At 72.4% G+C, this 25,093-nt stretch carries 15 protein-coding genes; 12 read left to right on the top strand and 3 right to left on the bottom strand.

Features of this window, described 5'->3' with window-relative positions; all coding sequences use genetic code 11:
* Positions 1–3 precede the first annotated feature (3 nt).
* The 6 genes from gatB (at position 4) to ACH4S8_RS25745 (ending at position 9,248) form a co-directional block, all read left to right on the top strand.
* Positions 4–1,518 (top strand): Asp-tRNA(Asn)/Glu-tRNA(Gln) amidotransferase subunit GatB, encoded by a 1,515-nt coding sequence (gatB, locus tag ACH4S8_RS25770; RefSeq protein ID WP_398397875.1) that lies wholly within the window; start codon positions 4–6, stop codon positions 1,516–1,518.
* A gap of 99 nt (positions 1,519–1,617) precedes the next feature.
* A complete protein-coding gene (locus tag ACH4S8_RS25765) occupies positions 1,618–2,241 on the top strand; it encodes a hypothetical protein (protein WP_398397873.1) in 624 nt (207 codons plus the stop codon).
* Between the two features lie 182 nt (positions 2,242–2,423).
* Positions 2,424–4,778: an MMPL family transporter gene (locus ACH4S8_RS25760; RefSeq protein WP_398397871.1), complete on the top strand. Its 2,355-nt coding sequence runs from the start codon at positions 2,424–2,426 to the stop codon at positions 4,776–4,778.
* Between the two features lie 123 nt (positions 4,779–4,901).
* Positions 4,902–5,525, top strand: a complete 624-nt coding sequence (locus tag ACH4S8_RS25755; RefSeq protein ID WP_398397869.1) for a hypothetical protein — start codon at positions 4,902–4,904, stop codon at positions 5,523–5,525.
* Between the two features lie 184 nt (positions 5,526–5,709).
* Entirely contained in the window at positions 5,710–5,907 is a 198-nt protein-coding gene (locus tag ACH4S8_RS25750) for a hypothetical protein (protein ID WP_398397867.1), read from the top strand.
* A 209-nt stretch (positions 5,908–6,116) separates the two neighbouring features.
* A complete protein-coding gene (locus ACH4S8_RS25745) occupies positions 6,117–9,248 on the top strand; it encodes an AAA family ATPase (protein WP_398397865.1) in 3,132 nt (1,043 codons plus the stop codon).
* A gap of 60 nt (positions 9,249–9,308) precedes the next feature.
* Here the strand turns inward: ACH4S8_RS25745 and ACH4S8_RS25740 are convergent, their stop codons facing one another.
* Complete coding sequence (locus ACH4S8_RS25740; RefSeq protein ID WP_398397863.1) at positions 9,309–10,481, bottom strand: PQQ-dependent sugar dehydrogenase; 1,173 nt, start codon at positions 10,479–10,481, stop codon at positions 9,309–9,311.
* Between the two features lie 124 nt (positions 10,482–10,605).
* Positions 10,606–11,613 carry an aldo/keto reductase gene (locus ACH4S8_RS25735; protein ID WP_398397861.1) on the bottom strand — a complete coding sequence of 336 codons (1,008 nt, stop codon included), beginning with the start codon at positions 11,611–11,613 and terminating at the stop codon, positions 10,606–10,608.
* 75 nt (positions 11,614–11,688) lie between these two features.
* On the opposite strand from ACH4S8_RS25735, the gene ACH4S8_RS25730 reads away from it, so the two are divergent.
* The 6 genes from ACH4S8_RS25730 (at position 11,689) to serA (ending at position 21,859) form a co-directional block, all read left to right on the top strand.
* On the top strand, positions 11,689–12,630 hold the full coding sequence (locus ACH4S8_RS25730) for a 2-hydroxyacid dehydrogenase (RefSeq protein ID WP_398397859.1): 942 nt from the start codon (positions 11,689–11,691) through the stop codon (positions 12,628–12,630).
* Positions 12,631–12,850: 220 nt separating this feature from the next.
* The gene (locus ACH4S8_RS25725) at positions 12,851–16,192 is read left to right on the top strand and encodes an EAL domain-containing protein (RefSeq protein WP_398397857.1); all 3,342 of its coding nucleotides are present in this window, start codon (positions 12,851–12,853) and stop codon (positions 16,190–16,192) included.
* 227 nt (positions 16,193–16,419) lie between these two features.
* On the top strand, positions 16,420–18,276 hold the full coding sequence (locus tag ACH4S8_RS25720) for an acetolactate synthase large subunit (RefSeq protein ID WP_398397855.1): 1,857 nt from the start codon (positions 16,420–16,422) through the stop codon (positions 18,274–18,276).
* A gap of 20 nt (positions 18,277–18,296) precedes the next feature.
* Complete coding sequence (gene ilvN, locus ACH4S8_RS25715; protein WP_037622651.1) at positions 18,297–18,824, top strand: acetolactate synthase small subunit; 528 nt, start codon at positions 18,297–18,299, stop codon at positions 18,822–18,824.
* Positions 18,825–18,959: 135 nt separating this feature from the next.
* Entirely contained in the window at positions 18,960–19,961 is a 1,002-nt protein-coding gene (ilvC, locus tag ACH4S8_RS25710) for a ketol-acid reductoisomerase (protein WP_398397852.1), read from the top strand.
* Between the two features lie 308 nt (positions 19,962–20,269).
* Positions 20,270–21,859, top strand: coding sequence for a phosphoglycerate dehydrogenase (gene serA / locus ACH4S8_RS25705; RefSeq protein WP_398397850.1), 1,590 nt, complete (start codon positions 20,270–20,272; stop codon positions 21,857–21,859).
* An 81-nt stretch (positions 21,860–21,940) separates the two neighbouring features.
* On the opposite strand, the gene ACH4S8_RS25700 is transcribed toward serA, so the two are convergent.
* Entirely contained in the window at positions 21,941–24,913 is a 2,973-nt protein-coding gene (locus ACH4S8_RS25700; protein WP_398397848.1) for an AAA family ATPase, read from the bottom strand.
* Positions 24,914–25,093 lie beyond the last annotated feature (180 nt).

Genomic DNA, 25,093 nt, shown 5'->3' with positions numbered 1-25,093 from the left:
ACCGTGACCACCACGACCGACCTGGTGTCGTACGAGGACGCGCTCGCGTCGTACGACCCCGTCATGGGCCTCGAGGTCCATGTCGAACTCGGCACCAAGACGAAGATGTTCTGCGGCTGTTCGACCGAGCTGGGCGCCGAGCCCAACTCGCAGACCTGCCCGACCTGCCTCGGCATGCCCGGCGCTCTCCCGGTCGTCAACGCGACCGGTGTCGAGTCCGCCATCAAGATCGGTCTCGCGCTGCACTGCGAGATCGCCGAGTGGTGCCGCTTCGCCCGGAAGAACTACTTCTATCCGGACATGCCGAAGAACTTCCAGACCTCGCAGTACGACGAGCCGATCGCCTTCAACGGCTATCTGGACGTCCAGCTGGAGGACGGCGAGGTCTTCCGCGTGGAGATCGAGCGCGCCCACATGGAGGAGGACACCGGCAAGTCGCTGCACGTCGGCGGTGCCACCGGCCGCATCCACGGCGCCTCGCACTCGCTGCTCGACTACAACCGCGCGGGCATCCCGCTCATTGAGATCGTCACCAAGCCGATCGAGGGCGCGGGCGAGCGGGCCCCCGAGGTCGCCAAGGCGTACGTCGCCGAGCTGCGCGAGCTCATCAAGGCACTCGGTGTCTCCGAGGCCCGTATGGAGCAGGGCCAGATGCGCTGCGACGTGAACCTCTCGCTGCGCCCGCACGGGCGGGAGAAGTTCGGTACGCGCTCCGAGACGAAGAACGTGAACTCCCTGCGTTCCGTCGAGCGCGCCGCCCGCTTCGAGATCCAGCGCCACGCCGCGGTGCTGAACTCCGGCGGCACGATCATCCAGGAGACCCGCCACTTCCACGAGGACACGGGGTCCACCACCTCGGGCCGCGTGAAGGAGGAGGCCGAGGACTACCGGTACTTCCCGGAGCCCGACCTCGTTCCCGTCGCCCCGTCCCGTGAGTGGGTCGAGGAGCTGCGCGCCGGGCTGCCCGAGCAGCCGCTGGCCCGCCGCAACCGGCTGCGCGAGGAGTGGGACGTCAACGCCCACGACATGCAGTCGATGCTCAACGCCGGCGCGATCGACTCGATCGTCGCGACGATCGAGGCCGGTGCCGACTCCGCCTCCGCCCGCAAGTGGTGGATGGGCGAGCTGGCCCGCAGCGCCAACGAGTCGGGCAAGGCCCTGGAGGACCTGCCGATCACCCCGGCGCAGGTCGCCCGGGTGTCCGAGCTGGTCTCCGCCGGTGATCTGAACGACAAGCTGGCCCGTCAGGTCATCGAGGGCGTCCTCGCCGGCGAGGGCACCCCGGACGAGGTCGTCGACAAGCGCGGCCTGAAGGTCGTCTCGGACGAGGGCGCGCTGACCGCCGCCGTCGACGAGGCCATCGCCGGGAACGCGGGCATCGCCGACAAGATCCGCGGCGGCAAGGTCCAGGCCGTCGGCGCGCTCGTCGGCGCGGTCATGAAGGCCACCCGTGGCCAGGCCGACGCCGCCCGCGTCAAGGAGCTCATCCTGGAGAAGCTGGGCGTCTCCGAGGGCTGAGGTCCGGGTTTTCCCACATCCCAGGGGGTGCGTCGCGACCGGCGTACCCCCTGGGGTCTGTGTCGGCGTGCTCAGGTCAACGCGATACGCTCGCGCGCCATGAGTGGAAGCACCGACTCCGAGACGCACGACCGTACGACGCACGACCGTACGACGCAGGACCGCGAGACCCGCGACGGCAAGGTCCGGCACCTGGCGGAGCCCGACACCGAGAACCCGACACCGGCGGAGCCGGCCGCCGAGGCCCCGGGCCCGGCCGGGCCCGATGCCGAGGACCCGGCCCCGGCCGGATCGGACGTCGAGGAGCCGAGCCCGGCGGAGTCCGACGCCGAGGCCCCGAGCCCGGCGGAGCCGGACGTCGAGGAGCCGGTTCGGCCGGAGCAGGGTGCCGAGGAGCCGGCCCCGGCGGAGTCCGGCGTCGAAGACCCGAGCCCGGTCGATGCGGGTGACGAGGAACCGGGTGACGAGGATCGGGACCCGGAGGTGCGCCGGGCGCGCTGGACCGCGGTCGGGACGGGCGTCCTGCTGACCGTCGCCGGGCTCGCCGCGTCGGCGATGCGGACCACCGGCTCCGGGACCGCGCTCATACCCCTCTCCTACGCCGCGGGGGCCGTCCTGTGCGCCGGCGCGTCGGTGCTCGGGGCCAAGGGCCGCACCCGGCGGGCGCTGTGGCTGATGATCGTCGGAGTGATGGTCATGGCGGTGGGCGACCAGCTGGACTGAGAGGGGCCGACGGGGTGACACGGGCCACGGAAAGGCCCTGTGACCTCGGTCGCAGTCCTGTGAGTAAGCCCACGAACGGGACAAAGGATCATTTCGGGCTGAAAGAGTGATGACGCTTTAGTCATGTGTTCTTTGCGGGCAGTTCCCGATAAAGATCCACAAATCCCCCAGGGAGCTCGCTCGTGGCAGCCCTTGCACGGTGGTGCGTCCAGCATCGCCTCGTCGCCGTTCTGCTCTGGCTTCTGGCCTTCGGCGGTGTGACCGCCGCCGCCACCGTGACGGGCTCCGCGTACTCCAACGACTACGAGGTCCCCGGCACCGAGTCGGGCCACGCGACGCAGCTCCTGAACAAGGGCTTCCCCGGCCTCGGCGGTGACAGCGACACGATCGTCTGGCACACCGACCCGGGCACCGTGCGCTCGGCCGACGTCGAGCAGACCATGACCCAGGCCCTCGACAAGATCGAGAAGCTCCCCGGAGTGGCCTCCGTCGACAGCCCGTACACGCACCAGGGACCGGGCCGGGCCGACTCGGCCGGCCGGATCAGCCAGGACGGCCGGACGGCGTACGCGACCATCACCTTCGCCGACCGGGCCGAGGACCTCGACAAGGGTGAGGTCCAGGCCGTCGTCAGCACGGCGAAGGCCGCCGAGGCCAAGGGGCTCGACGTCGAGCTGGGCGGCACCGCCGTCGCCCTCACCAAGCCGTCCGGCGGGCACATGGCCGAGATCGTCGGCGTGGCCGTCGCCGCCGTGGTCCTCTTCCTCGCCTTCGGCTCCCTCGCCGCCTCCATGCTGCCCATCGCCACCGCCCTGGTCGGCGTCGGCACGGCGTACTTCGGCATCGTGCTCCTCGGGCACGCCATGACCGTCGCCGACTTCGCCCCCATGCTCGGCATGCTGGTGGGCCTCGGCGTCGGCATCGACTACGCGCTGTTCATCGTGACCAGGCACCGGCGCGGCCTCAAACGCGGACTGCCGGTGGCCGAGGCGGCGCAGAACGCCGTCGCCACCACCGGACGCGCGGTCGTCTTCGCCGGCGCCACCGTCTGCATCGCCCTGCTGGGCATGCTCATCCTCAGGCTCAGCTTCCTCAACGGCGTGGCGATCGCCGCCTCCCTGACCGTCGTCCTGACCGTCGCGGCCTCCGTGACCCTGCTGCCCGCGCTGCTCTCCTTCATCGGGCCGCGCGCGCTCAGCCGCCGCGAGCGCCGACGTCTGGAGGAGCACGGGCCCGAGCCGGAGATGGCCACCGGGTTCGCCGCCCGCTGGTCCGCCTTCGTCGAGCGCCACCCCAAGCTGCTCGGCGTCGTGGCCGTCGTCGTGATGGCCGTGCTCGCGCTCCCCACGCTCTCCCTCCACCTGGGCACGTCCGATCAGGGCAACGACCCGAGGACGACGACCACCCGGCAGGCGTACGACCGGATCTCCGAGGGCTTCGGTCCCGGGATGAACGGACCCCTGACCCTCGTCACCAAGGTCGGCGGCGCCGAGGACAGGCTCGCCCTGGACAACCTGGACGCCACGCTGCGCGCCACCGAGGGTGTCGCCTCGGCGACCCCGGTGACGTACAACAGCGCCGGTGACACCGCCTTCCTCACCGTCGTCCCGGCCTCCGCGCCGCAGTCCCAGAAGACCAGCGACCTCGTCGACCGGCTGCGCACCGACGTCCTGCCGCGCGCCGAGTCGGGCACCTCCCTCGACGTACAGGTCGGCGGTGTGACGGCGAGCTACGACGACTTCGCGGGCGTCATCATCGGCAAGCTCCCGCTCTTCGTCGGAGTCGTGATCAGCCTCGGCTGTGTCCTGCTGCTGCTCGCGTTCCGCTCGATCGGCATCCCCCTCAAGGCCGCGGCCATGAACATCGCCGCCGTCGCCGCCGCCTTCGGTGTCGTCGTCGCGATCTTCCAGTGGGGCTGGGGGAGCGAACTGCTCGGTCTCGGCCGCGCGGGCCCGATCGAGCCGTTCCTGCCCGTGATCATGGTCTCGGTGCTCTTCGGGCTCTCCATGGACTACCAGGTCTTCCTGGTCAGCCGGATGTACGAGGAGTGGCTGGAGACCGGTGACAACCGGCGTGCCGTCCGCGTCGGCCTCGCCGAGACCAGCCGGGTGATCAACTCCGCCGCCGTCATCATGATCTCGGTCTTCCTCGCCTTCGTGCTCAGCGGAGACCGCGTCATCGCGATGTTCGGCATCGCGCTGGCCTCCGCCGTCGCCCTGGACGCCTTCGTCCTGCGCACGCTCCTCGTCCCCGCCCTCATGCACCTGCTCGGCGACGCCAACTGGTGGCTGCCCCGCGCCCTCGACAAGAGGCTGCCGCGCATCAGCATCGAGCCGCCCGAGTGCCGTGCCGCGCACGAGAGGCTGGCCGAGGCCACGGACGCCGAGGCGGCGGACGTACTGGGCCGCGCCGCGAAGGACGCCGCCGTGCTGCCGAACCCCCGGCCGACGGGCGCCGAGACGCTGCCGGACGCCGGACCGGCGGACACCGGGCTCACGGACACCGGGCCGACGGACGTGGCGACGAAGGAGCGCTGACGGGGCCCGGCACGACCCAGAGGTGGGGTCCGTGCCCGCCCCCGAGTGGCGTGCCGCACGCGCGGGCACCGGCCACAAGGATCATTAAGGAACCTCTCAGAGAGCATCCGTACCGTGCCGCACATGGGAACCAAGACAGTTGACGAGGCCGGGGCCGAGACCGGCACCGAGGCGCAGCGCGACGAGCGGACCGTGGACGTCACCAAGGCCGGCGAGGCCGGGGCCACCACGGACGAGGAGACCGGGACGGCCGCCGTCGCCGAGGAACCGGACGAGGACGGCACGGACCTCGACGAGCACGACGAGGCGGACGAGAACCTCATGGGCGACGACACCGGCGCCGCGGGACAGAACGCCGGTGTCGGGCAGGGCGCCGCGGCCGTCGTCTCCGCCGGACTCGGCGTGGTGTCGCTGACCGGCAGCTGGGTCGCCACCGTGGCCGCCGCCCGCGAGACCCTGGTCGGCCAGCTCGAGACCTCGTCGACCGCGACCGTGGCCAAGCAGGTCAAGGAGGTCTACGGCGACGCCTGGGCGGCCACCGCGCTCGTCGGCGGCCTGTTCGCGCTGGCCGCGCTGATCGTCGGCGTGTTCGTGCTGGTGCGGCCCGCGTTCGGCGCCCCCGGCAAGCCGCAGGCCGCCTGGATCAAGTCCGTCGCCTGGGCGGGCGTGTCGCTCGGCGTCATCGGCCTGGTGCTCGCGGTCGCCAAGTACTCCGACATCATCCTCGGACTGCCGTCCACCAGCTGAACCCGGACAACCGGGACACCTCTGAGGGGCCTTAGGGCCGGCGCGGGAAACCGGCCGCCGCCCTAAGGCCCTTCGCGTTCCCAAGATGCGGAACTCTCCCGATGTGGCCCACCCCCCTGGGAGACGAAGGTTGAGGCATCGCGAACGAGCGATACCGAAACCGGCTCTTCACAAGGGGTACGAGATGTTCGAGTACGAGCTCCACCGCATCCGGTCCGCGGAACTGATCCGCGAGGCCCAGGCCCACCGGCTCGCCCGGGAGGCCGCGAGCATCCGCCGGGCCGCCCGCCGCTCCGCCGGCACCCGGTCCGCACACGGTGACTCCGACGAGCGGGCCCATAGCGACCGCCCCCGACGGCACCGGTTCGCCCGCGCCGTATGAGCACCGGGGCACCCGTGGACGGCAGGGCGCCGTCCGGCCGTCCACAGGGTGTGCGTGACGGCGGCCGTCCCGCGGTCGGCCGTCTCCCGCCGGGCGGCGGCCGGACGGCGGGCGGGGCGCTGCCCGCCGTCCCGACGACCGTTGCCGCCGTCCCGACAGTCCCTGCCGCCGTCCCGATAACCGCTGCCGCCCCGCCGGACCCCTGTGCCATGCTCGGGCCCGTGGAGACCAGGTCCGTCAGCCCGGTGTTCGTCGGACGCGCCGACGAACTGAGGACGTTGAACGACGCGCTCGCCCGCGCCGCCGCCGGGGGCGCCTCCCAGGCATCCGGCGCCGGGGGAGAGCCGCAGGCCTTCCTGCTCGGCGGCGAGGCCGGCGTCGGCAAGACCCGCTTCCTGGAGGAGTTCTCGGCCGCCGCCACCCGCGAGGGCGCCGTCGTCGCCTGCGGCGGCTGCGTCGAGATCGGCGCCGACGGCCTCCCCTTCGCGCCGTTCTCCACCGCCCTGCGTGCCCTGCGCCGCGCCCTGCCCGACGAGCTCGCCGCCGCGGCCGCCGGGCAGGAGGAGGAACTCGCCCGGCTGCTCCCCGAGCTCGCGCAGACGCCCACGGGACGGCCGTACGAGGAGGACGGCATGGCCCGCCTCTTCGAACTCACCGCCCGCCTCCTGGAACGGGTCGCCGCGGACCGTACGGTCGTCGTCGTCCTCGAGGACCTGCACTGGGCCGACGCCTCCACCCGCCATCTGCTGGCCTACCTCTTCCGCACCCTGCGCAGCGGCCGCCTCGTCGTGATCGCCACCTACCGCGCCGACGACATCCACCGCCGCCATCCGCTGCGCCCCCTGCTCGCCGAACTCGACCGCCTGCGCACGGTCCGCCGCATCGAGCTGGGCCGTTTCAACCGGACCGAGGTCGGCCGCCAGATCGCCGGAATCCTCGCCCGGGAACCCGACGCCGCCCAGGCCGACGAGATCTTCGCCCGCTCCGACGGCAACGCGTTCTTCGTCGAGGAACTCGCCGTGGCGGCCCGCGAGGGCTGCCGCACCGGACTCACGGACACCCTGCGCGACCTGCTCCTCGTCCGCGTCGAAGGCCTGCCCGAGAGCGCCCAGCGGGTCGCCCGGATCGTCGCCGAGGGCGGCAGCACCGTCGAGTACCCCCTGCTCGCCGCCGTGGCGGGACTCGCCGAGGACGACCTCATCGAGGCCCTGCGCGCCTGTGTCGGCGCCAACATCCTGATCGCCTCGCCCGGCGGTGACGGCTACCGCTTCCGCCACTCCCTGGTCCGCGAGGCCGTCAGCGACGACCTGCTGCCCGGAGAGCGCTCCCGCTTCAGCCGCCGCTACGCCGAGGCCCTGGAAGCCGACCCGGCGCTCGTGCCGGCCGACGAACGCGTCACCCGCCTGGCCAGTTACTGGTACCACGCCCATGACGCCGCCAAGGCCCTGCCCGCGGTCCTCGACGCCTCGGTCGAGGCCCGCCGCCGGCACGCCCACGCCGAGCAACTGCGGCTCCTGGAACGGGCGATGGAGCTGTGGGAGGCGGTCCCCGACACCGTACGGGCCGAACTGCGCCCCATCGGCTACGTGGAGGCCTATCCTCCCGTGCCGCCGGAAGGATCCGAGGAGGCCTTTGCCGGCCGTGACCTGGCGACCGCACCCTTGCGCTACCTCGACCTGATGGCCGAGGCCGCGGTCGCCGGCCGGCTGTGCGGGGAGCGCGAGCGCGCCCTGAAGACGACCAAGCGGGCGCTGCACCTGCTGGAGGACGAGGGCGACCCGTTGCGCGCCGCCTGGTTCTGGCTCCAGCGCTCCCGGCTCGTGCAGGCACTGGTCCGCGGCGACGGCTGGAAGGAACTCGCCACCGCCCAGGACCTGGTGCGCGGTCTGCCGCCCTCCCCGGTGCACGCCGAGGTCCTGTCCATGGTCGCCGCCTGGTGCATGGTGCACCAGCCGGGCCACGGCGCCCTCTCCGCGGCCGAACGCGCCGTGGAGTACGCGCACATGGTGGGCGCCCGGGACACCGAGCTGAACGCCCGGCTCACCCTCGGCGGCCTGATGGTCGACGCGGGGGACGTCGAGGCCGGGCTCGCGGAGATCTACCGGGTCAGGGAGCGGGTGAACCTCCAGGACACCGCCTATGTCGTGGGCCGGCTGCACATCAACCTGCCCTCCCATCTGGAGTCGGTCGGCCGTTCCCGCGAGGCCGTCGCCATCCTGCGCGAGGGCGTCGAACTCGCCTGCCGGAACGGTCTGCTGGACACCCAGGCCTGGGTCTGGGGCAATCTCTCCGAATCGCTGTACGCGCTCGGCCGCTGGGACGAGGCCACCGAGGCCGCGCACAACGCCCTGGCCGTCGGACTCGGCGGCAAGGCCTCCGGGGTGGGCGCGTCCCGACTGGTGCCCGTGGCCCTGGCCCGTGGCGACCTCGCCGAAGCGGGACGCCAACTGGCCGCCGCCCGCGGCCACTTCGGTACCCACGATCCGATGCCCCAGTACTCGCTGCCGCTGCTGTGCGCCACCGTCGGCCTCGCCGCGGGCGAGGGCCGCTACCTCGACGCCCGTACGGCCCTGGAGGAAGCCCTGGCCACGGGCTTCCCGCCCGGAACCCAGCGCTACGCCTGGCCGTTGCTGCTGGCCGCCGTCGCCGCGGAGGCCGACGCCCGCGGTCTGCCCGTCGCCGCCCCGGGCCGCGCCCCGGCCCTGGAGCGCATCCGCACGGCCGCGCGGAGCCTCGCCACCGGAGCGCCGGTCTGGCTCGCCCACGCCGCGTGGCTGCGCGCCGAACTCCTGCGGGCCGACGGCGTGAGCGTCCCGGACGAGTGGTCCGCGGTGGTCGCGGCCCTCGAACCCCTGGAGCGCCCCTACGACCTCGCCCGGGTCCGCCTCCGCCTCGCCGAGTCCCTGCTGCTCGCGGGCGCGGACGACGAGGGGCGCGACCGCGCCGCGGAACTCCTCCGGCTGGCCGGCGCCGTCGCGGAGCACCTGGGCGCCCGCCCGCTCGCCGACGCCGTCGCCCTGCTCGCCCAGCGCGCCCGCCTCACCCTGGACCACGCCCCCGAACGGCCCCGGACCGCTCCCGCCGACCCCGCGGCCGCGCTCGGCCTCACCAGCCGCGAGCGCGACGTCCTGCGCCTGGTCGCCGCCGGCCGCAGCAACCGCCAGATCGCCGAGGAACTCTTCATCTCCCCGAAGACGGCCAGCGTCCATGTCTCGAACATCCTGGCCAAGCTGGACGTCTCCGGGCGGGGGGAGGCGGCGGCACTGGCCCACCGCCTGCGGCTCTTCCCGCCGGACGCCCCCGACGCGCCGGGCACCCCGGCCGCCCGGGCGGCCGGGTAGGGCTGTGCCGAGGGGGTGCCCCGCCGGGTCCGGCGGGGTCCGGTCCCCGGGCCGCCGTCCCTACGACACCTCCAGCTCCAGGATCCGGTCGTCGCCCTTCACCGGGGTGCCGCGGCCGTCGGTCTCGCTCGTGGTCAGCCAGAGCCGGTCGCCGCCCGCGGAGACGACCGTGCGCAGACGGCCGTACCTGTCCTTCAGGAAGGCCTCGGGCGGCGCGGACGCCTTGGTGCCGTTCAACGGGATGCGCCACAGGCGCTGCCCCCTGAGAGCCGCCATCCAGACGGACCCCCCGGCGTAGGCGATCCCGCTCGGGGAGGCCTCGTCGGTGTGCCACTGGACGATCGGATCGTGGTACTTCGGGTTGTGGCCGATGCCCTCCACCACCGGCCAGCCGTAGTCGTCGCCCGGCTTGATCTGGTTCAGCTCGTCCCAGGTGTCCTGGCCGAACTCCGAGGCCCACAGCCGCTGCTTGTCGTCCCAGGCGAGACCCTGGACGTTGCGGTGCCCGTACGAGTACACGACCGAGCCGGGGAACGGATTGCCCGGCGCGGGCTCGCCCTCCGGCGTCATGCGCAGGATCTTGCCGCCGAGCGACTTCTTGTCCTGCGCCAGCCCCCGGTCACCCGTCTCGCCCGTGCCCGCGTACAGCATGCGGTCCGGGCCGAAGGCGATCCGGCCGCCGTTGTGGATCATGCCTTTGGGAATGCCCTTGAAGATCGTGTCCGGCGCGCCCAGCTGGTCTCCGGGCGGCCTCCGCCCGTCGTACAGCATGCGGACGATGCGGTTGTCGGAGGCCGTCGTCAGATAGGCGTAGACCATGTGGTCGGAGGCGTAGTCCGGTGACAGCGCGATGCCCAGGAGGCCGCCCTCGCCGGCCGGGGCCACTCCGGGCACCTCGCCCAGCAGCGTCTTCGCGCCGGTCTTCTCGTCGATCCGGGTGATCGTCCCCTTGTCCCGCGAGGACACCAGCAGACCGCCGCCGGGCAGTGGCGCGAGGCCCCAGGGCGTGTCGAGGTTCTCGGTGACCGTGCGCAGGACCTTCACCGAGCCCTTCGCGGGCGGCGTCCGTCCGCCGGTGGCGCTCGGGGTGGCCGACGCCCGCGGCGTGCTGCTGCCGACACTCGCGGACCCGCCGGGGCCCGCCGGCCCCGGACCGCCGCCGGAGGAACAGCCGGCCGTCACCAGGAGCGCGGTCGCGGCCAACACGACTGTCACTGCTCGAACTTGCACCATCAGTGTCCCTTCGACGCGGTGGTCCTCCTGTTCATACACCGCTCGCGTTCCACCGGTTCCCGGTTCAGGACGGGCGGTCCGCGCCGGGCCGCCACCACGCCGGCCGGGCCCGGCGGCCGGCGCCTCAGTCCCAGGATCCCAGCGCCCCCGGCAGCCCCGCCACCTCGGCGAGATCCTCGGCCGTCAGCCGCAGTCCGGCCGCCCCCGCGTTCTCGGCGACCCAGCGCTCCCGCTTGGCCCCCGGCACCGGGACGACGTGCGGACCCTGCGCCAGGACCCACGCCAGCGCCACCTGCGCGGGCGTGACGGGCAGCGCGCCGCTCCCGTGCCGCCGCGCGACGCGCCGCAGACCGACGACGATGGGCTGGTTCGCGGCCATCATCTCGGCGGTGAAGCGGGGATGGCGGGCCCGCGGGTCGTCGGGCTCGAAGCCCTCGCCGGGGGTCAGCGTGCCGGTCAGGAAGCCGTTGCCGAGCGGCATCGCGGCGAGGAACCCGACACCGCGCGCCGCGCACCACGGCAGCAGCGCGTCCAGTGCCTCCGTCGACCACACCGACAGTTCGGCCTGCACGGTGCTCACCGGGAAGACCTGCTGCACCCGCTCCAGCAGCCGGATCGTTCCGTCGTGCAACCGCGCCCCCGACCGGCGGCCGGACCCGGCACCCACCGCGCACAGCCCGAGCGAGCGGACCTTTCCGGCCGCGACGAGCTCGGCCATCGCGCCCCAGGTCTCCTCGACCGGCACTTCCGGGTCCGCGCGGTGCAGCTGGTAGAGATCGATCACGTCCGTCTGGAGCCGGCGCAGCGACGCGTCGCAGGCCCGTTTCACATAGCCGGGACGGCCGTTGGCCACGAGGTGCTGATCACCCACCAGCAGGCCGACCTTGGTCGACACGAAGGCCTCGGAGCGCCGCTCCTTCAGGACGCGCCCGATGAGCAGCTCATTGGTGAAGGGCCCGTACATGTCGGCCGTGTCGAGCAGCGTCGACCCCCGGTCCAGTGCCGCGTTCACCGCGCGCAGCGACTCCTCGCCACGCTGTTGTGACCCGGTGTAAGCCCAGCTCATCGGCATGCATCCGAGTCCGACCGCCCCCACATCGAGCGCCGCGGCCCCGATCGTTCTGCGCTCCACCTGGCCGTGATCCTCCTTCTGCCGGCCCCCAACCTAACCTCTGCGCGCATGGGCTCCTGGCATAACCTCGTGACCATGACTTCCGATGTCTGGCTCCCCTTTCGCGCGGACGAGATCGACGGACTCCCCGAAGGGCTCGACTACCGCTTCTGGGACGGCGGCCAGGAGTTCCCCGCGGATCCCGCCGACTGCGCGTTCTACGTCGTGCCGTACATGAAGCCGTCCGAGGTCTCGCAGCGGCCGCTGGCCGAAATGACGTCCGTCCACGTCCTGCAGACGCTCTCCGCCGGCGTCGACCACGTCCTGCCGAGCCTCGAACACCTTCCCCCCGGCGTGGTGTTGTGCAACGCCCGCGGGGTGCACGAGGCGAGCACCGCGGAACTCACCCTCGCCCTGGTCCTCGCCTCGCTGCGCGGTGTCCCCGACTTCGTGCGGGCCCAGGACAAGCAGGAGTGGCGCTCGGGCTTCCACCCCTCGCTGGCCGACAAGTCCGTCCTCATCGTGGGGTACGGGTCGATCGGGTCCGCCATCGAGGACCGGCTCGTGCCGTTCGAGCTCGCGCGGGTCGTGCGCGTCGCACGCTCCTCCCGTGCCACGGCGCGCGGTCCCGTGCGCCCCCTGGCCGAACTGCCGTCCCTGCTGCCCGAGTTCGATGTCGTCATCCTGTCCGTGCCGCTCACGGACGGTACCCGCGGCCTGGTGGACGCCGGCTTCCTGTCCCGGATGAAGGACGGCGCGCTCCTGGTGAACGTGGCCCGCGGCCCCGTCGTCGACACGGACGCGCTGCTCGGCGAGCTGAAGAGCGGGCGCATCACCGCCGCCCTCGACGTCACCGACCCCGAACCGCTGCCCCCGGGGCACCCGCTGTGGCACGCGCCCGGCGTGCTCATCAGCCCCCATGTCGGCGGCCCGACCTCGGCGTTCTGGCCGCGCGCCAAACGGCTGCTGGCGGATCAGCTGACCCGCTTCGTGAACCGGGAGCCGCTGCGCAACGTGGTCCTTACCACCGGCACCTGAGCAAGGCCCTGTTCGCTCGCCGCCCGCCTCGGGCACGCTCCGCAGTTCCCCGGATGCGGGCAGTGTCGGCATAGTCCCTGGTCGTCACGGAGAGTAGAGGAACTATGTCCCTGAGTGACGAGACTGGTGTATCGTCCCGACAGGGGCTGCGCCGCGCACCGTTCGGCGCCGGGGACGGATTTCAGAGACTGCGAGGGGGGCGACGGGCGATGCACGGCCTATGGACCAACGATCCGACGCGGCGGGGCCGCCGCCGACGACCCTGGCGCGCGACCACGCACAGCTGCGGTCACGGCAGCCGTCACCACCGCAGGCACCAGGCCCGCCGGAGGCCCGGACACCCGGCGCACCGGGACCGGCGCGACCCCGGGGCGCGGACAGGGTGGGCCCGGTGAGCTCCCCGGGAGCGCTGCTGACCCGTCGGACGGTGTTCGACGGCGGGACGGGCCTGTTCTCGCAACTCGTGCTGGCCCTGGTGTGCGCGGCCTACGCCGTCGGTTCCGCGCTCGGCTGGGGCTCCACGAGTCTCGCGCTGGTCATGGGCGACTTCGGGCTGAGCATCGCCGCGGGCACCGCGGCGGTGTCCTGCTTCCTCTACGCCCGTAGCCGCCGCAGCCGCTTTCGGCCCGCGTGGCTGCTGTTCGCGCTCTCCTCCGCGATGGCCTCGCTCGGAAACCTGGTCTGGGGGTGGTACGAGGTCGTCCTCGACCGTCCCGTGCCCACCCCGAGCTACGCCGATCTCTTCTTCCTCTGCTTCGCGCCGCCCGCCATCGTCGGACTGCTGGTGCTCGCCAAACGGCCCGTCACCAAGGCGGGCTGGGTGTGCCTCGCGCTGGACGCCTGGCTGATCGGCGGCTCCCTGCTCACCCTGTCCTGGAGTCTGGCGCTCGCCCAGGCCGCGAAGTTCGACGGACCGAGCGTCGCGCACACCGCGCTGTCGCTCGCGTACCCGCTGCTGGACATCGCGCTGGTCAGCATGGTGCTCGCGCTGCACTTCAGGCGCTCGTCGGTGAACCGGTCGGCGGTGAACACGGCGATCGGGGCGCTCGCCCTGACCGTGATGTGCGACGCGCTGTTCACCTCGCCCCTCCTGCACAACAGTTACCACTCGGGCCAGCTCCTCGACGCGGGCTGGTTCGCCGGCTCCCTGCTCCTCGCGTACGCACCCTGGGTCGCCACCCGGCACGGGAACGAGCCCGGGGAGGACGGCATCGGCGAGCACGGCACGGAGGAGCGCGACATCGACACCCACGGCCCGGACCTGCGCGTACCGGACGAGCAGGGCTCGGAGGAGCACGCGCGCGTGGTGCACGAGGGCATCCCGGGACAGCGCAGGGAAGGGCAGCACGGGCCACCGGGGAGTCACGTGTCCCGCGGCCCCCAGGAGGCCCGTCCGCCGTACGGACCGGGAGCCCCGGCGGAGGGTCCCGGGTCCCACGAGGACCAGGGGCGGCACCACGAGCCCGAGCATCCCCACGGGCGGCGGCACGACGGACCCGCGCCCGCCGACCCCCAGGTCTCCGGACCGGGCCGCTACGCGGCGACCCGCCCGATCACCGGCTCGCTGGCCGCGCTGACGCCCTATCTGGCCGCCGCCGTCTGCACGCTGGGGATCCTCTACAACATCCTGAACGGACGCAGGGTGGACCGCGTGGTGCTCGTCACCGCCGGTCTCGTCGTGCTCGCCCTCGTGGTGCGCCAGGGCATCATGCTGCTCGACAACATCACCCTCACCCAGGAGCTGGCCCAGAAGGAGAACCACTTCCGCTCCCTGGTGCAGGGCTCCAGCGACGTCATCATGATCGCCGCGCCGAACGGCATCCTGAGATACGTCAGCCCGGCCGCCGCCGGGGTCTACGGCCGCGACGCCGAGGAACTCGTCGGCTCCGAGCTCGCCTCGCTCATCCACCCCGAGGACCTCGGCTGCGTGGTCCACGAGGTGCGGCGCTTCCTCGCGACGAGCCACGCCGAGGAACCCACCACCCGGATCGAGTGCAGGTTCCACTCCGGCGACGGCGGCTGGCTCAACGTGGAGTCCACCGTCAACCGCCACCACGGCGGCCTCATCTTCAACAGCCGTGACGTCACCGAGCGCGTGCGGCTGCAGGCGCAGCTGCAGCACAACGCCGAGCACGACCCGCTCACCGACCTGCCCAACCGCGCGCTGTTCACCCGGCGCGTCCAGCAGGCCCTGTCCGGGCGCCGCTCCACCGACCGGGGCACCGCGGTCCTCTTCATCGACCTCGACGGCTTCAAGGCCGTCAACGACACCATCGGGCACCAGGCCGGGGACGAGCTGCTCGTCCAGGCCGCCCGCCGGCTCCAGGACTCCGTCCGGCACGGCGACACCGCCGCCCGGCTGGGCGGGGACGAGTTCGCGGCCCTCATCGTCGGCGACGGAGGCCGCGACCGCACCGCTCGTGAGCAGCAGGTACGGGAACTCGCCGACCGTCTGCGGATCAGGCTCTCCCAGCCGTACTGCATCGACGGCAACGATGTCCGGGTCGCCGCGTCCATCGGCGTCGGCTTCGCCGAACCGGGCCTCGGCGCCGGCGAGCTGCTGCGCAACGCCGACCTCGCCATGTACCGCGCCAAGGCCGCGGGCAAGGGCCGCGTCGAGCTGTACGCGCCCCAGATGCAGCAGGACGTGGTCCGCAAGGCGGAACTGGCGACCCGGCTGCGCTCCGCGCTGCAGGACGGCGAGTTCACCCTGCTGCACCAGCCCGTGGTGTCGCTGGAGAACGGCCGGATCGCGTCGGTCACCGCACAGGCGCGCTGGCGTTCCTCCCAAGGGGTGCTCTTCACGCCCGCCGAGTTCCTGCGGGTCGCCGAGGACGGTGAGCGGACCGCCGAACTCGGCCGCTGGATGCTCGCCGAGGCCGTCGAGCAGGCCGCCGAGCGCACCGCCGCGGGCGTCGCCGTGCCGGTCACGGTCCGGACGACCGCCCGGCGCCTGGTGGACCGCTCGATGCCGCTGGGCTCCGTGGAGTCCCTGCTCACCCGGCACGGGCTCGCCTCGGGCGGCCTGATCATCGAACTGTCCGACACCGATCCGAGAGTCCCCCTGGACGAGCTGGAGCGCCGTCTGAACGCGCTCAGGCGTCTCGGTGTGCGGATCGCCCTGGACGGCTTCGGCAGCGGCTACGCGGCGATCACGGCGCTGAGGCGGCTCCCCGTCGACGTACTGCGTCTCGACCGGAGCCTGGTCGAGGGAGTCGTCGAGTCCGCCCGGCTGCACAAGATCACCAGCGGGCTGCTGCGGATCGCCGGCGATCTGGGCCTGCAGTCCGTGGCCGACGGGGTGGATCTCCCGGAGCAGGTCGTCGCCCTGCGCGCGATGGGCTGCACCCATGGGCAGGGCATGGCGTTCTCCGGGCCCCTGGACGAGTACCGGCTGCGCAGAGCGCTGTCTTCCGGCCACTATCCGGTGCCCGACGGCCCCGCCGAGCCGGTGTTCGCGGGCGGGGGCGGCGCCGGGGTGTATACGAGTGGTGTGCCCATCGTCCTGGGGGGCGGAACGGCCCTCCGCTCACATAATGAGACTCCCGTCCCACCCACTTGACAGTCGGTGCGTGCCGGGGGGAGGGTCAATGCCATGCGCACCCGAATTCTCGTACTTGGAAAGCGCGTCGGCTGAAGCCAGGTGGACACCGGAACGATCCGGAACACCCGGCGACCGCACCCGGCGCGCTCCCCTCGCTTGCCTCACGGCACGAGGGGTTTTTTGTTGCACAGGCATCAGTCGTACACCGCACAAAAGTCGCAAAAACCCTCAGCATCGAGAAGAGAATGCCGATGACCGAGCAGGCCACCGGGGCCCACCATCCGCAGCCGCGGCCCCGTTCCGGAGGACAGCAGTCCGCCCCCGAGCACGTCACGGGTGCGCAGTCCCTCATCCGCTCGCTCGAGGAGGTCGGGGCCGAGACCGTATTCGGCATTCCCGGCGGTGCGATCCTTCCGGCGTACGACCCGCTGATGGACTCCCGCAGGGTGCGGCACGTGCTCGTGCGCCACGAGCAGGGCGCCGGCCACGCGGCCACCGGCTACGCGCAGGCCACCGGCAAGGTCGGGGTCTGCATGGCGACCAGCGGCCCCGGCGCGACCAACCTGGTCACCCCGATCGCCGACGCCCACATGGACTCGGTGCCGCTCGTGGCGATCACCGGGCAGGTCGCGTCCAAGGCGATCGGCACGGACGCCTTCCAGGAGGCGGACATCGTCGGCATCACCATGCCGATCACCAAGCACAACTTCCTGGTCACCAAGGCCGAGGACATCCCGCGGACGATCGCGGAGGCCTTCCACATCGCCTCCACCGGCCGCCCGGGCCCGGTCCTCGTCGACATCGCCAAGGACGCCCTCCAGGCCAAGACCACCTTCCAGTGGCCGCCCACCCAGGACCTGCCCGGCTACCGCCCGGTGACCAAGCCGCACGCCAAGCAGATCCGCGAGGCCGCCAAGCTGCTGTCCCAGGCGAAGCGGCCCGTGCTGTACGTCGGCGGAGGTGTCCTCAAGGCACACGCCACCGCCGAGCTGAAGGTCCTCGCGGAACTCACCGGAGCACCCGTCACCACCACCCTGATGGCGCTGGGCTCGTTCCCCGACAGCCACCCGCTGCACGTGGGAATGCCGGGCATGCACGGTTCGGTCACCGCCGTCACCGCGCTGCAGAAGGCCGACCTGATCGTCGCCCTCGGAGCCCGCTTCGACGACCGCGTCACCGGCAAGCTGGACAGCTTCGCCCCCTTCGCCAAGATCGTCCACGCCGACATCGACCCGGCCGAGATCGGCAAGAACCGCGCCGCCGACGTGCCGATCGTCGGAGACGCCCGCGAGGTCATCGCCGATCTGGTCCAGGCGGTCCAGAAGGAGCACAGCGAGGGCAACGCCGGCGACTACACCGCCTGGTGGAGCGACCTCAACCGCTGGCGCGAGACCTACCCGCTCGGCTACGAGCAGCCCGACAACGGCCAGCTGTCCCCGCAGCAGGTCATCGAGCGCATCGGACAGCTCGCCCCCAAGGGCACGATCTTCGCGGCCGGCGTCGGCCAGCACCAGATGTGGGCCGCCCACTACATCCAGTACGAGCAGCCCTCGACCTGGCTGAACTCCGGCGGCGCCGGAACGATGGGCTACGCGGTCCCGGCCGCGATGGGCGCCAAGGCCGGACAGCCGGACCGCACGGTCTGGGCGGTCGACGGCGACGGCTGCTTCCAGATGACCAACCAGGAACTCACCACCTGCGCCCTGAACAACATCCCGATCAAGGTCGCCATCATCAACAACGGCGCCCTCGGGATGGTCCGCCAGTGGCAGACCCTCTTCTACAACCAGCGCTACTCCAACACCGTGCTGCACAGCGGCCCGGACGCGGACGGCAAGCAGCCGAGCGCCGGCACCCGCGTCCCCGACTTCGTCAAGCTGTCGGAGGCGATGGGCTGCCACGCCATCCGCTGCGAGTCCCCGGACGACCTCGACAAGGTGATCGAGGAGGCGAACTCGATCAACGACCGCCCGGTCGTGGTCGACTTCATCGTCCACGAGGACGCGATGGTGTGGCCGATGGTCGCCGCCGGAACCTCCAACGACGAGGTCATGTTCGCCCGGGACGTCCGCCCCGACTTCGGCGACAACGAAGACGACTGAGAGAGAGCCGAGTCAGACCCATGAGCAAGCACACCCTCTCCGTCCTCGTCGAGAACAAGCCCGGTGTCCTCGCCCGGATCACCGCCCTGTTCTCCCGGCGCGGCTTCAACATCGACTCCCTCGCCGTCGGTGTCACCGAGCACCCCGAGATCTCCCGCATCACCATCGTGGTGAACGTGATCGAGGAACTCCCGCTCGAGCAGGTCACCAAGCAGCTCAACAAGCTCGTCAACGTCCTGAAGATCGTCGAGCTGGAACCCGGTTCGGCCGTTCAGCGGGAACTCGTTCTGGTGAAGGTGCGCGCCGACAACGAGACGCGCTCGCAGATCGTCGAGATCGTTCAGTTGTTCCGGGCCAAGACCGTCGACGTCTCCCCGGAGGCCGTCACCATCGAGGCCACCGGCGGCGCCGACAAGCTGGAGGCCATGCTCAAGATGCTGGAGCCCTTCGGCATCAAGGAACTGGTCCAGTCCGGCACGATCGCGATCGGACGCGGGGCGCGTTCGATCACCGACCGGTCGCTGCGGGCACTGGACCGGTCGGCCTAAGCCGGAAGACACCGGTGTACGGGCGGGCCGCCCACCCCGCCCCGCCCGTATGCCGAGACCCGAGAACTTCACTTCCCCCGCCCGCCGTACGGTGGGACGCAACACCGGAAATACCGGAAAACAAGGAGAACCCCAGTGGCCGAGCTGTTCTACGACGACGACGCAGACCTGTCCATCATCCAGGGCCGCAAGGTCGCGGTCATCGGCTACGGCAGCCAGGGCCACGCCCACGCGCTGTCCCTGCGTGACTCGGGTGTCGACGTCCGCGTGGGTCTCCACGAAGGCTCCAAGTCCAAGGCGAAGGCCGAGGAGCAGGGCCTGCGCGTGGTGACCCCGTCGGAGGCCGCGGCCGAGGCCGACGTCATCATGATCCTGGTGCCGGACCCGATCCAGGCCCAGGTCTACGAGGAGTCCATCAAGGACAACCTGAACGACGGCGACGCGCTGTTCTTCGGCCACGGCCTGAACATCCGCTTCGGCTTCATCAAGCCCCCGGCCGGCATCGACGTCTGCATGGTCGCCCCCAAGGGCCCGGGTCACCTCGTGCGCCGCCAGTACGAGGAGGGCCGCGGCGTCCCCTGCATCGCGGCCGTCGAGCAGGACGCGACGGGCAACGCCTTCGCGCTCGCCCTCTCGTACGCCAAGGGCATCGGCGGCACCCGCGCCGGCGTCATCAAGACGACCTTCACCGAGGAGACCGAGACCGACCTGTTCGGTGAGCAGGCGGTCCTCTGCGGCGGCACCGCCGCCCTGGTCAAGGCCGGCTTCGAGACGCTGACCGAGGCCGGCTACCAGCCGGAGATCGCGTACTTCGAGTGCCTCCACGAGCTGAAGCTCATCGTCGACCTCATGTACGAGGGCGGCCTGGAGAAGATGCGCTGGTCCGTCTCCGAGACCGCCGAGTGGGGCGACTACATCACCGGCCCGCGCATCATCACGGACGCCACCAAGGCCGAGATGAAGAAGGTCCTCGCCGAGATCCAGGACGGCACGTTCGCCCGTAACTGGATGGACGAGTACCACTCGGGCCTGAAGAAGTACAACGAGTACAAGACCCAGGACGAGAACCACCTCCTGGAGACCACCGGCAAGGAGCTGCGCAAGCTCATGTCGTGGGTCAACGACGACGAGGCGTAAGCCCTGCGACGGGGGCCGGGGCGGCATGCTCCGGCCCTTCGTCGAACCCCGGGTAACACCCGTGGGCGCGGTGTTGGACATCCCGTCCAGCCACGGGAGGGTGATCCTTCCGCAGAGGCGCAGGACGACCTCTCCGGCGCCACTACACTGCTCCACATCACCAACGCGTCAGGCCCACAGCGTCGTGCGTCTTCCACGCGGCTCGAGCGACCCCACCAAGAAGTGCAGGTACATTCCGGGGCCGCTAAAACCCTCCACCGCCTGCGGCCGTCGGGACGGCCGTCCGCATTGGACTTGTGAGGACTCACGTGAGCTCGAAACCTGTCGTACTCATCGCTGAAGAGCTGTCGCCCGCGACCGTAGACGCCCTGGGCCCGGACTTCGAGATCCGGCACTGCAACGGCGCGGACCGCGCCGAGCTGCTGCCCGCCATCGCCGACGTCGACGCCATCCTCATCCGCTCGGCCACCAAGGTCGACGCCGAGGCCGTAGCCGCCGCCAAGAAGCTGAAGGTCGTCGCACGAGCCGGCGTCGGCCTGGACAACGTCGACGTCTCCGCCTCCACCAAGGCCGGCGTGATGGTCGTCAACGCCCCCACCTCCAACATCGTGACCGCGGCCGAGCTGGCCTGCGGTCTGCTCCTCGCCACCGCGCGCCACATCCCGCAGGCCAACACGGCGCTGAAGAACGGCGAGTGGAAGCGCAGCAAGTACACCGGTGTCGAGCTCGCCGAGAAGACCCTCGGTGTCGTCGGCCTCGGCCGCATCGGCGCGCTCGTCGCGCAGCGCATGTCGGCGTTCGGCATGAAGGTCGTCGCCTACGACCCCTACATCCAGCCCGCGCGGGCCGCGCAGATGGGCGTGAAGGTCCTCACCCTCGACGAGCTGCTCGAGGTCTCGGACTTCATCACCGTGCACCTGCCGAAGACCCCCGAGACCCTCGGTCTCATCGGTGACGAGGCCCTGCACAAGGTCAAGCCGACGGTGCGGATCGTCAACGCCGCGCGCGGCGGGATCGTCGACGAGGCGGCGCTGTACTCGGCGCTCAAGGAGGGCCGCGTCGCCGGCGCCGGCCTCGACGTGTACGCGAAGGAGCCCTGCACGGACTCCCCGCTGTTCGAGCTCGACGAGGTCGTCTGCACCCCGCACCTCGGCGCCTCCACGGACGAGGCCCAGGAGAAGGCCGGCATCTCCGTCGCCCGCTCGGTGCGCCTCGCCCTCGCCGGTGAGCTCGTCCCGGACGCGGTCAACGTCCAGGGCGGCGTGATCGCCGAGGACGTGAAGCCGGGGCTGCCGCTCGCCGAGAAGCTCGGCCGCATCTTCACCGCCCTCGCGGGCGAGGTCGCGGTCCGCCTCGACGTCGAGGTGTACGGCGAGATCACCCAGCACGACGTCAAGGTGCTCGAACTCTCCGCGCTCAAGGGCGTGTTCGAGGACGTCGTCGACGAGACCGTGAGTTACGTCAACGCCCCCCTGTTCGCGCAGGAGCGCGGTGTCGAGGTCCGGCTGACCACGAGCTCGGAGTCCCCCGACCACCGCAACGTGGTCACCGTGCGCGGCACGCTGAGCGACGGCCAGGAGGTCGCGGTCTCCGGCACGCTGGCCGGCCCGAAGCACCTGCAGAAGATCGTCGCCGTCGGCGAGTACGACGTGGACCTGGCGCTCGCCGACCACATGGTCGTGCTGAGCTACGAGGACCGTCCCGGTGTCGTCGGCACCGTCGGCCGCATCCTCGGCGAGTCCGGCATCAACATCGCCGGCATGCAGGTCGCCCGCGCGGCCGTCGGCGGCGAGGCCCTCGCGGTCCTCACGGTCGACGACACGGTGCCGCAGAGCGTCCTCACCGAGCTGTCCGAGGAGATCGGCGCGACCTCGGCGCGGTCGGTCAACCTGGTCTGAGGCCGCGCCGCGACGGCTTCCCGTACGACGGCCGAGGGCCGGGACACCCGCTGGTGTCCCGGCCCTCGGCCGTCTCGCGGATCACGGGGACGGTGTCGTCTCCGGGGCGATCAGACCCTCGCGGTAGGCGATGGCCACGGCCTCGGTACGGCTCGCGGCCCCCAGCTTGGCGAGGATGTTGGAGACGTGGACGCTCGCCGTCTTGCCGCTGATGAACAGCTCCTCGCCGATCTGGCGGTTGGTGCGCCCGTGGCCGAGCAGCCGCAGCACGTCGCTCTCCCGGGCGGTCAGCGCGGCGATGCGCTCCCCGGCCGCCGGGGACTCGGTGAGCCGGCCGCGCCGCAGAAGTGTTTCCAGGGCCTCGCGCAGCGGTACGGCACCGAGGCGCACGGCGCTCTCATGGGCCGCGCGGGCCTGCTCGGCGGCCTCCTCGCGGAGTCCCGCCGCGAGCAGGGCTTCCGCGAACCGCCGTCTGCTGCGGGCCAGTTCGTACGGATCGCCGTAGCCGAACGCCGTCACGGCCCGCTCCCAGGCCGCGACGTCCGGGCCGGTGCGGGCCCGCAGCCCTTCCGCCTCGGCACGGGCGAGCCAGGCCAGGCCCTCGGGGCCCTGCTCGTCGTCCTTCCCGCCGTGCGCCGCCGTGGTCCTGGCCAGCTCCACCAGCTCCGTCGCGGTGTCCGCCCAGCGCGCGCCGCCGGCCGGGTCGCCGCCGCGGCGCGCCTCCTCGGCCGCGTCCGCGACCGCCGACAGGGCGAGCGCGGCGAGTCGCACCACGACGGGCGGCGGGCCGGTGCCGGAGGCGTCCGTGAGGGCCTCGGTCGCGGCGCGCAGCCGCCGCACGGCCTCCTCGGCGTCGCCGGAGTGGGCCGCCGCGTCGGTCAGCACGATGCTCGCGACGAGCGTCGACATCCAGTCGAACGGCCGGTCGAGCAGGGCGCGGGCTCCGGCGACGGCCGCCTCGTGCTCGCCGCGGGCCAGGGCGACGTACAGGGCGGGGCCCGTCGCGAACCCGGCCGCCGCCGGCAGCAGTTCGGCGTCGTCGGCGGCCGCTCGCGCGCACGCGTCCCAGCGGCCCAGCGTGTAGAACACCAGTGACTGGAGATAGCGCAGTTCGAGGGCGTACGGCGAGGAGAGGAGGCCGGCGCGACGGGCGCGGTCCACTCCGTCGCCGAGCCAGGTCAGGCACTCCTCCAGATCACCGGATTCGTAAGCCCCGATGGCGAGGCTGAACAGCGCCCGCATCTCCACCGGGAAGTTCCCCGCGCCGTGGGCCAGTTCACGGGCCCGGCGCAGGCGTTCGCGGCCCTTCGGGGTGCGCCGGTTGTCGGGGTCCAGGCCGACCAGGGAGATCATCAGGTCGGCCTGGGCGTCGGCCAGCCCGAGCTGTTCGGCGGTGGCGAGCGCCTGCCGCGCCACCCGCTCGGCGTCCCCCGCCCGCCCCACGTGGCGGGCCGCCATGACATGGGTCGCCGCCGCCCACACCCAGGTGTTCGAGGGCGGATCGGCGGGGATCAGGGCGAGCGCCTCGCTGCTGTACGTGAAGGCGTCCTTCAGGCTGTCGATCCGCATCAGGTTGCCCGCGAGGGTGTACCGGACCCGGGCGGCGAGCTCGGAGTCGGTGTCCGAGCCCGCCCTGGCGAGCGCGTCGCGGGTGAGGTGGACCGCGCGGTGCATCTCGCCGGCGCTGGCGGCGGCGGAGGAGGCGCGCAGGGTGAGGGTGACCGTGCCGCCGTCGGGGCGGGCGCCGGCGTCCACCGCGGGCCACAGTTCGAGGGCGGTCTCCAGATGGCGCAGCTCCTCGGCGGGCGCGCCGACGCGCTGGGCGTGATCGGCGGCTTCGAGGGAGGCGGTGAGCGCGTCGGTCAGGTCGTGGCTCTCGCGCGAGTGGTGGGCGCGCTCCGCCGCGTTCTTCGCCGAACGGGCCTGCCCGGCGAGGAGCCGGGCGAACTGGCTGTGCAGCCGCACCCGTTCACCGGGCAGCAGGTCCGCGTACACGGCCTCGCGGGTGAGCGCGTGACGGAACGAGTACGTCGCATCGTCCCCGGGCACCAGGAGTTGGTGTCCGACGGCCTCGCGCAGCGCCGACTCCAGTTCGTCGTCCGGGAGTTGTACGGCACTGCGCAGCAGGTCGTGTTCGACGCGGCGCCCCGCGACGGCAGCCGTGCGCAGCACCTGCTGGGCGGTGTCGGAGAGTTGCTCGATGCGGATGAGCAGGACGTCGGCCAGCCCGCTGGGCATGGCGGGGGAGACGGGGGCGTCGTCACCGGGCAGCGCGGCGAGCAGCTCCTCGGCGTAGAAGGCGTTGCCCTCGGCGCGCTCGACGATGCGGTGGACCGTGGTGTCGGAGACCGGGCCGGTGCGCAGCGCGCGCACGAGCCGGGCCACGTCGGCGTCGGCCATCGGCCGCAGCTCCAGCCGGTCGACGGCCGGCAGCCTGATCAGCTCGGCGAGCAGGGGGCGCAGCGGGTGGCGGCGGTGCAGGTCGTCCGCGCGGTACGAGGCGAAGACCGCGAGGCGTCGGGCGGGGTCGCCGGGGGAGGGCCGCTGGAGCACGCCCCGGCTGAGCAGGAAGCGGAGCAGGTCGCGGGAGGACTGGTCCGCCCAGTGGAGGTCCTCGAGGATCAGCAGGAGCGGGGTGACGTCGGCCAGGTCGGCGAGGAGACCCGCGACGGCCTCGAAGAGCCGCAGCCGGCCGCCGGGGTCGGGTGCGCCGCCGGCGCCCGGACCGGAGCCGGTCAGCCGGTCCACCTCCGGATGGGCCGCGAACGCCGGGGCGAAGCGGTCGTCGGCCGCCGCCGCGCCCAGGATCTCCGTGAACGGGAGGTAGGGCAGGCCCACGTCGCCGAGGTCCACGCAGTGCCCGGTCAGGACCGTCGTCCCGGCGGCGGCCGCGTGCGCCGCGGCCTCCGTGAGGGTGCGGGTCTTGCCGACGCCGGCGTCCCCGGCCACCAGGACCGCGCGCGGCTCGCCGCTCCGGGCGCGCTCCAGCACGCCGGTGAGCCGGGCGAGTTCGTCACCCCGGCCGATGAACGGCGTACCGAATGTCTGTGTCACAGGCCCATCCTGGCACGCCCCGCCGACAACTCCCCGGCGTCGCCGACCTGATCGGGGACCGGCCCGGGAGCCGGTTCGAGGGCCGTCACCGCGCGCGGTGGTCCCTCCGGGCACATGCCGGTGCCGGGCGGGCCGGAATGCTCCGGCCCGCCCGGCGGGCGGGGGTTCGGGGCGTCGTGC

The organism is Streptomyces sp. NPDC021080 (assembly GCF_044333225.1).
GTDB lineage: Bacteria > Actinomycetota > Actinomycetes > Streptomycetales > Streptomycetaceae > Streptomyces.
Note: the sequence above shows the minus strand (reverse complement) of the source record. Positions and strands in the feature narration are given on the sequence as shown.

Bases quoted from the DNA above. Each gene is read 5' to 3' on its own strand.
- ACH4S8_RS25720 (WP_398397855.1), top strand. From the start codon at position 16,420: ATGCCGATGACCGAGCAGGCCACCGGGGCCCACCATCCGCAGCCGCGG.
- ACH4S8_RS25745 (WP_398397865.1), top strand. From the start codon at position 6,117: ATGCTCGGGCCCGTGGAGACCAGGTCCGTCAGCCCGGTGTTCGTCGGA.
- ACH4S8_RS25730 (WP_398397859.1), top strand. From the start codon at position 11,689: ATGACTTCCGATGTCTGGCTCCCCTTTCGCGCGGACGAGATCGACGGA.
- ACH4S8_RS25740 (WP_398397863.1), bottom strand. From the start codon at position 10,481: ATGGTGCAAGTTCGAGCAGTGACAGTCGTGTTGGCCGCGACCGCGCTC.
- ACH4S8_RS25750 (WP_398397867.1), top strand. From the start codon at position 5,710: ATGTTCGAGTACGAGCTCCACCGCATCCGGTCCGCGGAACTGATCCGC.
- ilvN (WP_037622651.1), top strand. From the start codon at position 18,297: ATGAGCAAGCACACCCTCTCCGTCCTCGTCGAGAACAAGCCCGGTGTC.
- ACH4S8_RS25765 (WP_398397873.1), top strand. From the start codon at position 1,618: ATGAGTGGAAGCACCGACTCCGAGACGCACGACCGTACGACGCACGAC.
- ACH4S8_RS25755 (WP_398397869.1), top strand. From the start codon at position 4,902: ATGGGAACCAAGACAGTTGACGAGGCCGGGGCCGAGACCGGCACCGAG.
- ACH4S8_RS25725 (WP_398397857.1), top strand. From the start codon at position 12,851: ATGGACCAACGATCCGACGCGGCGGGGCCGCCGCCGACGACCCTGGCG.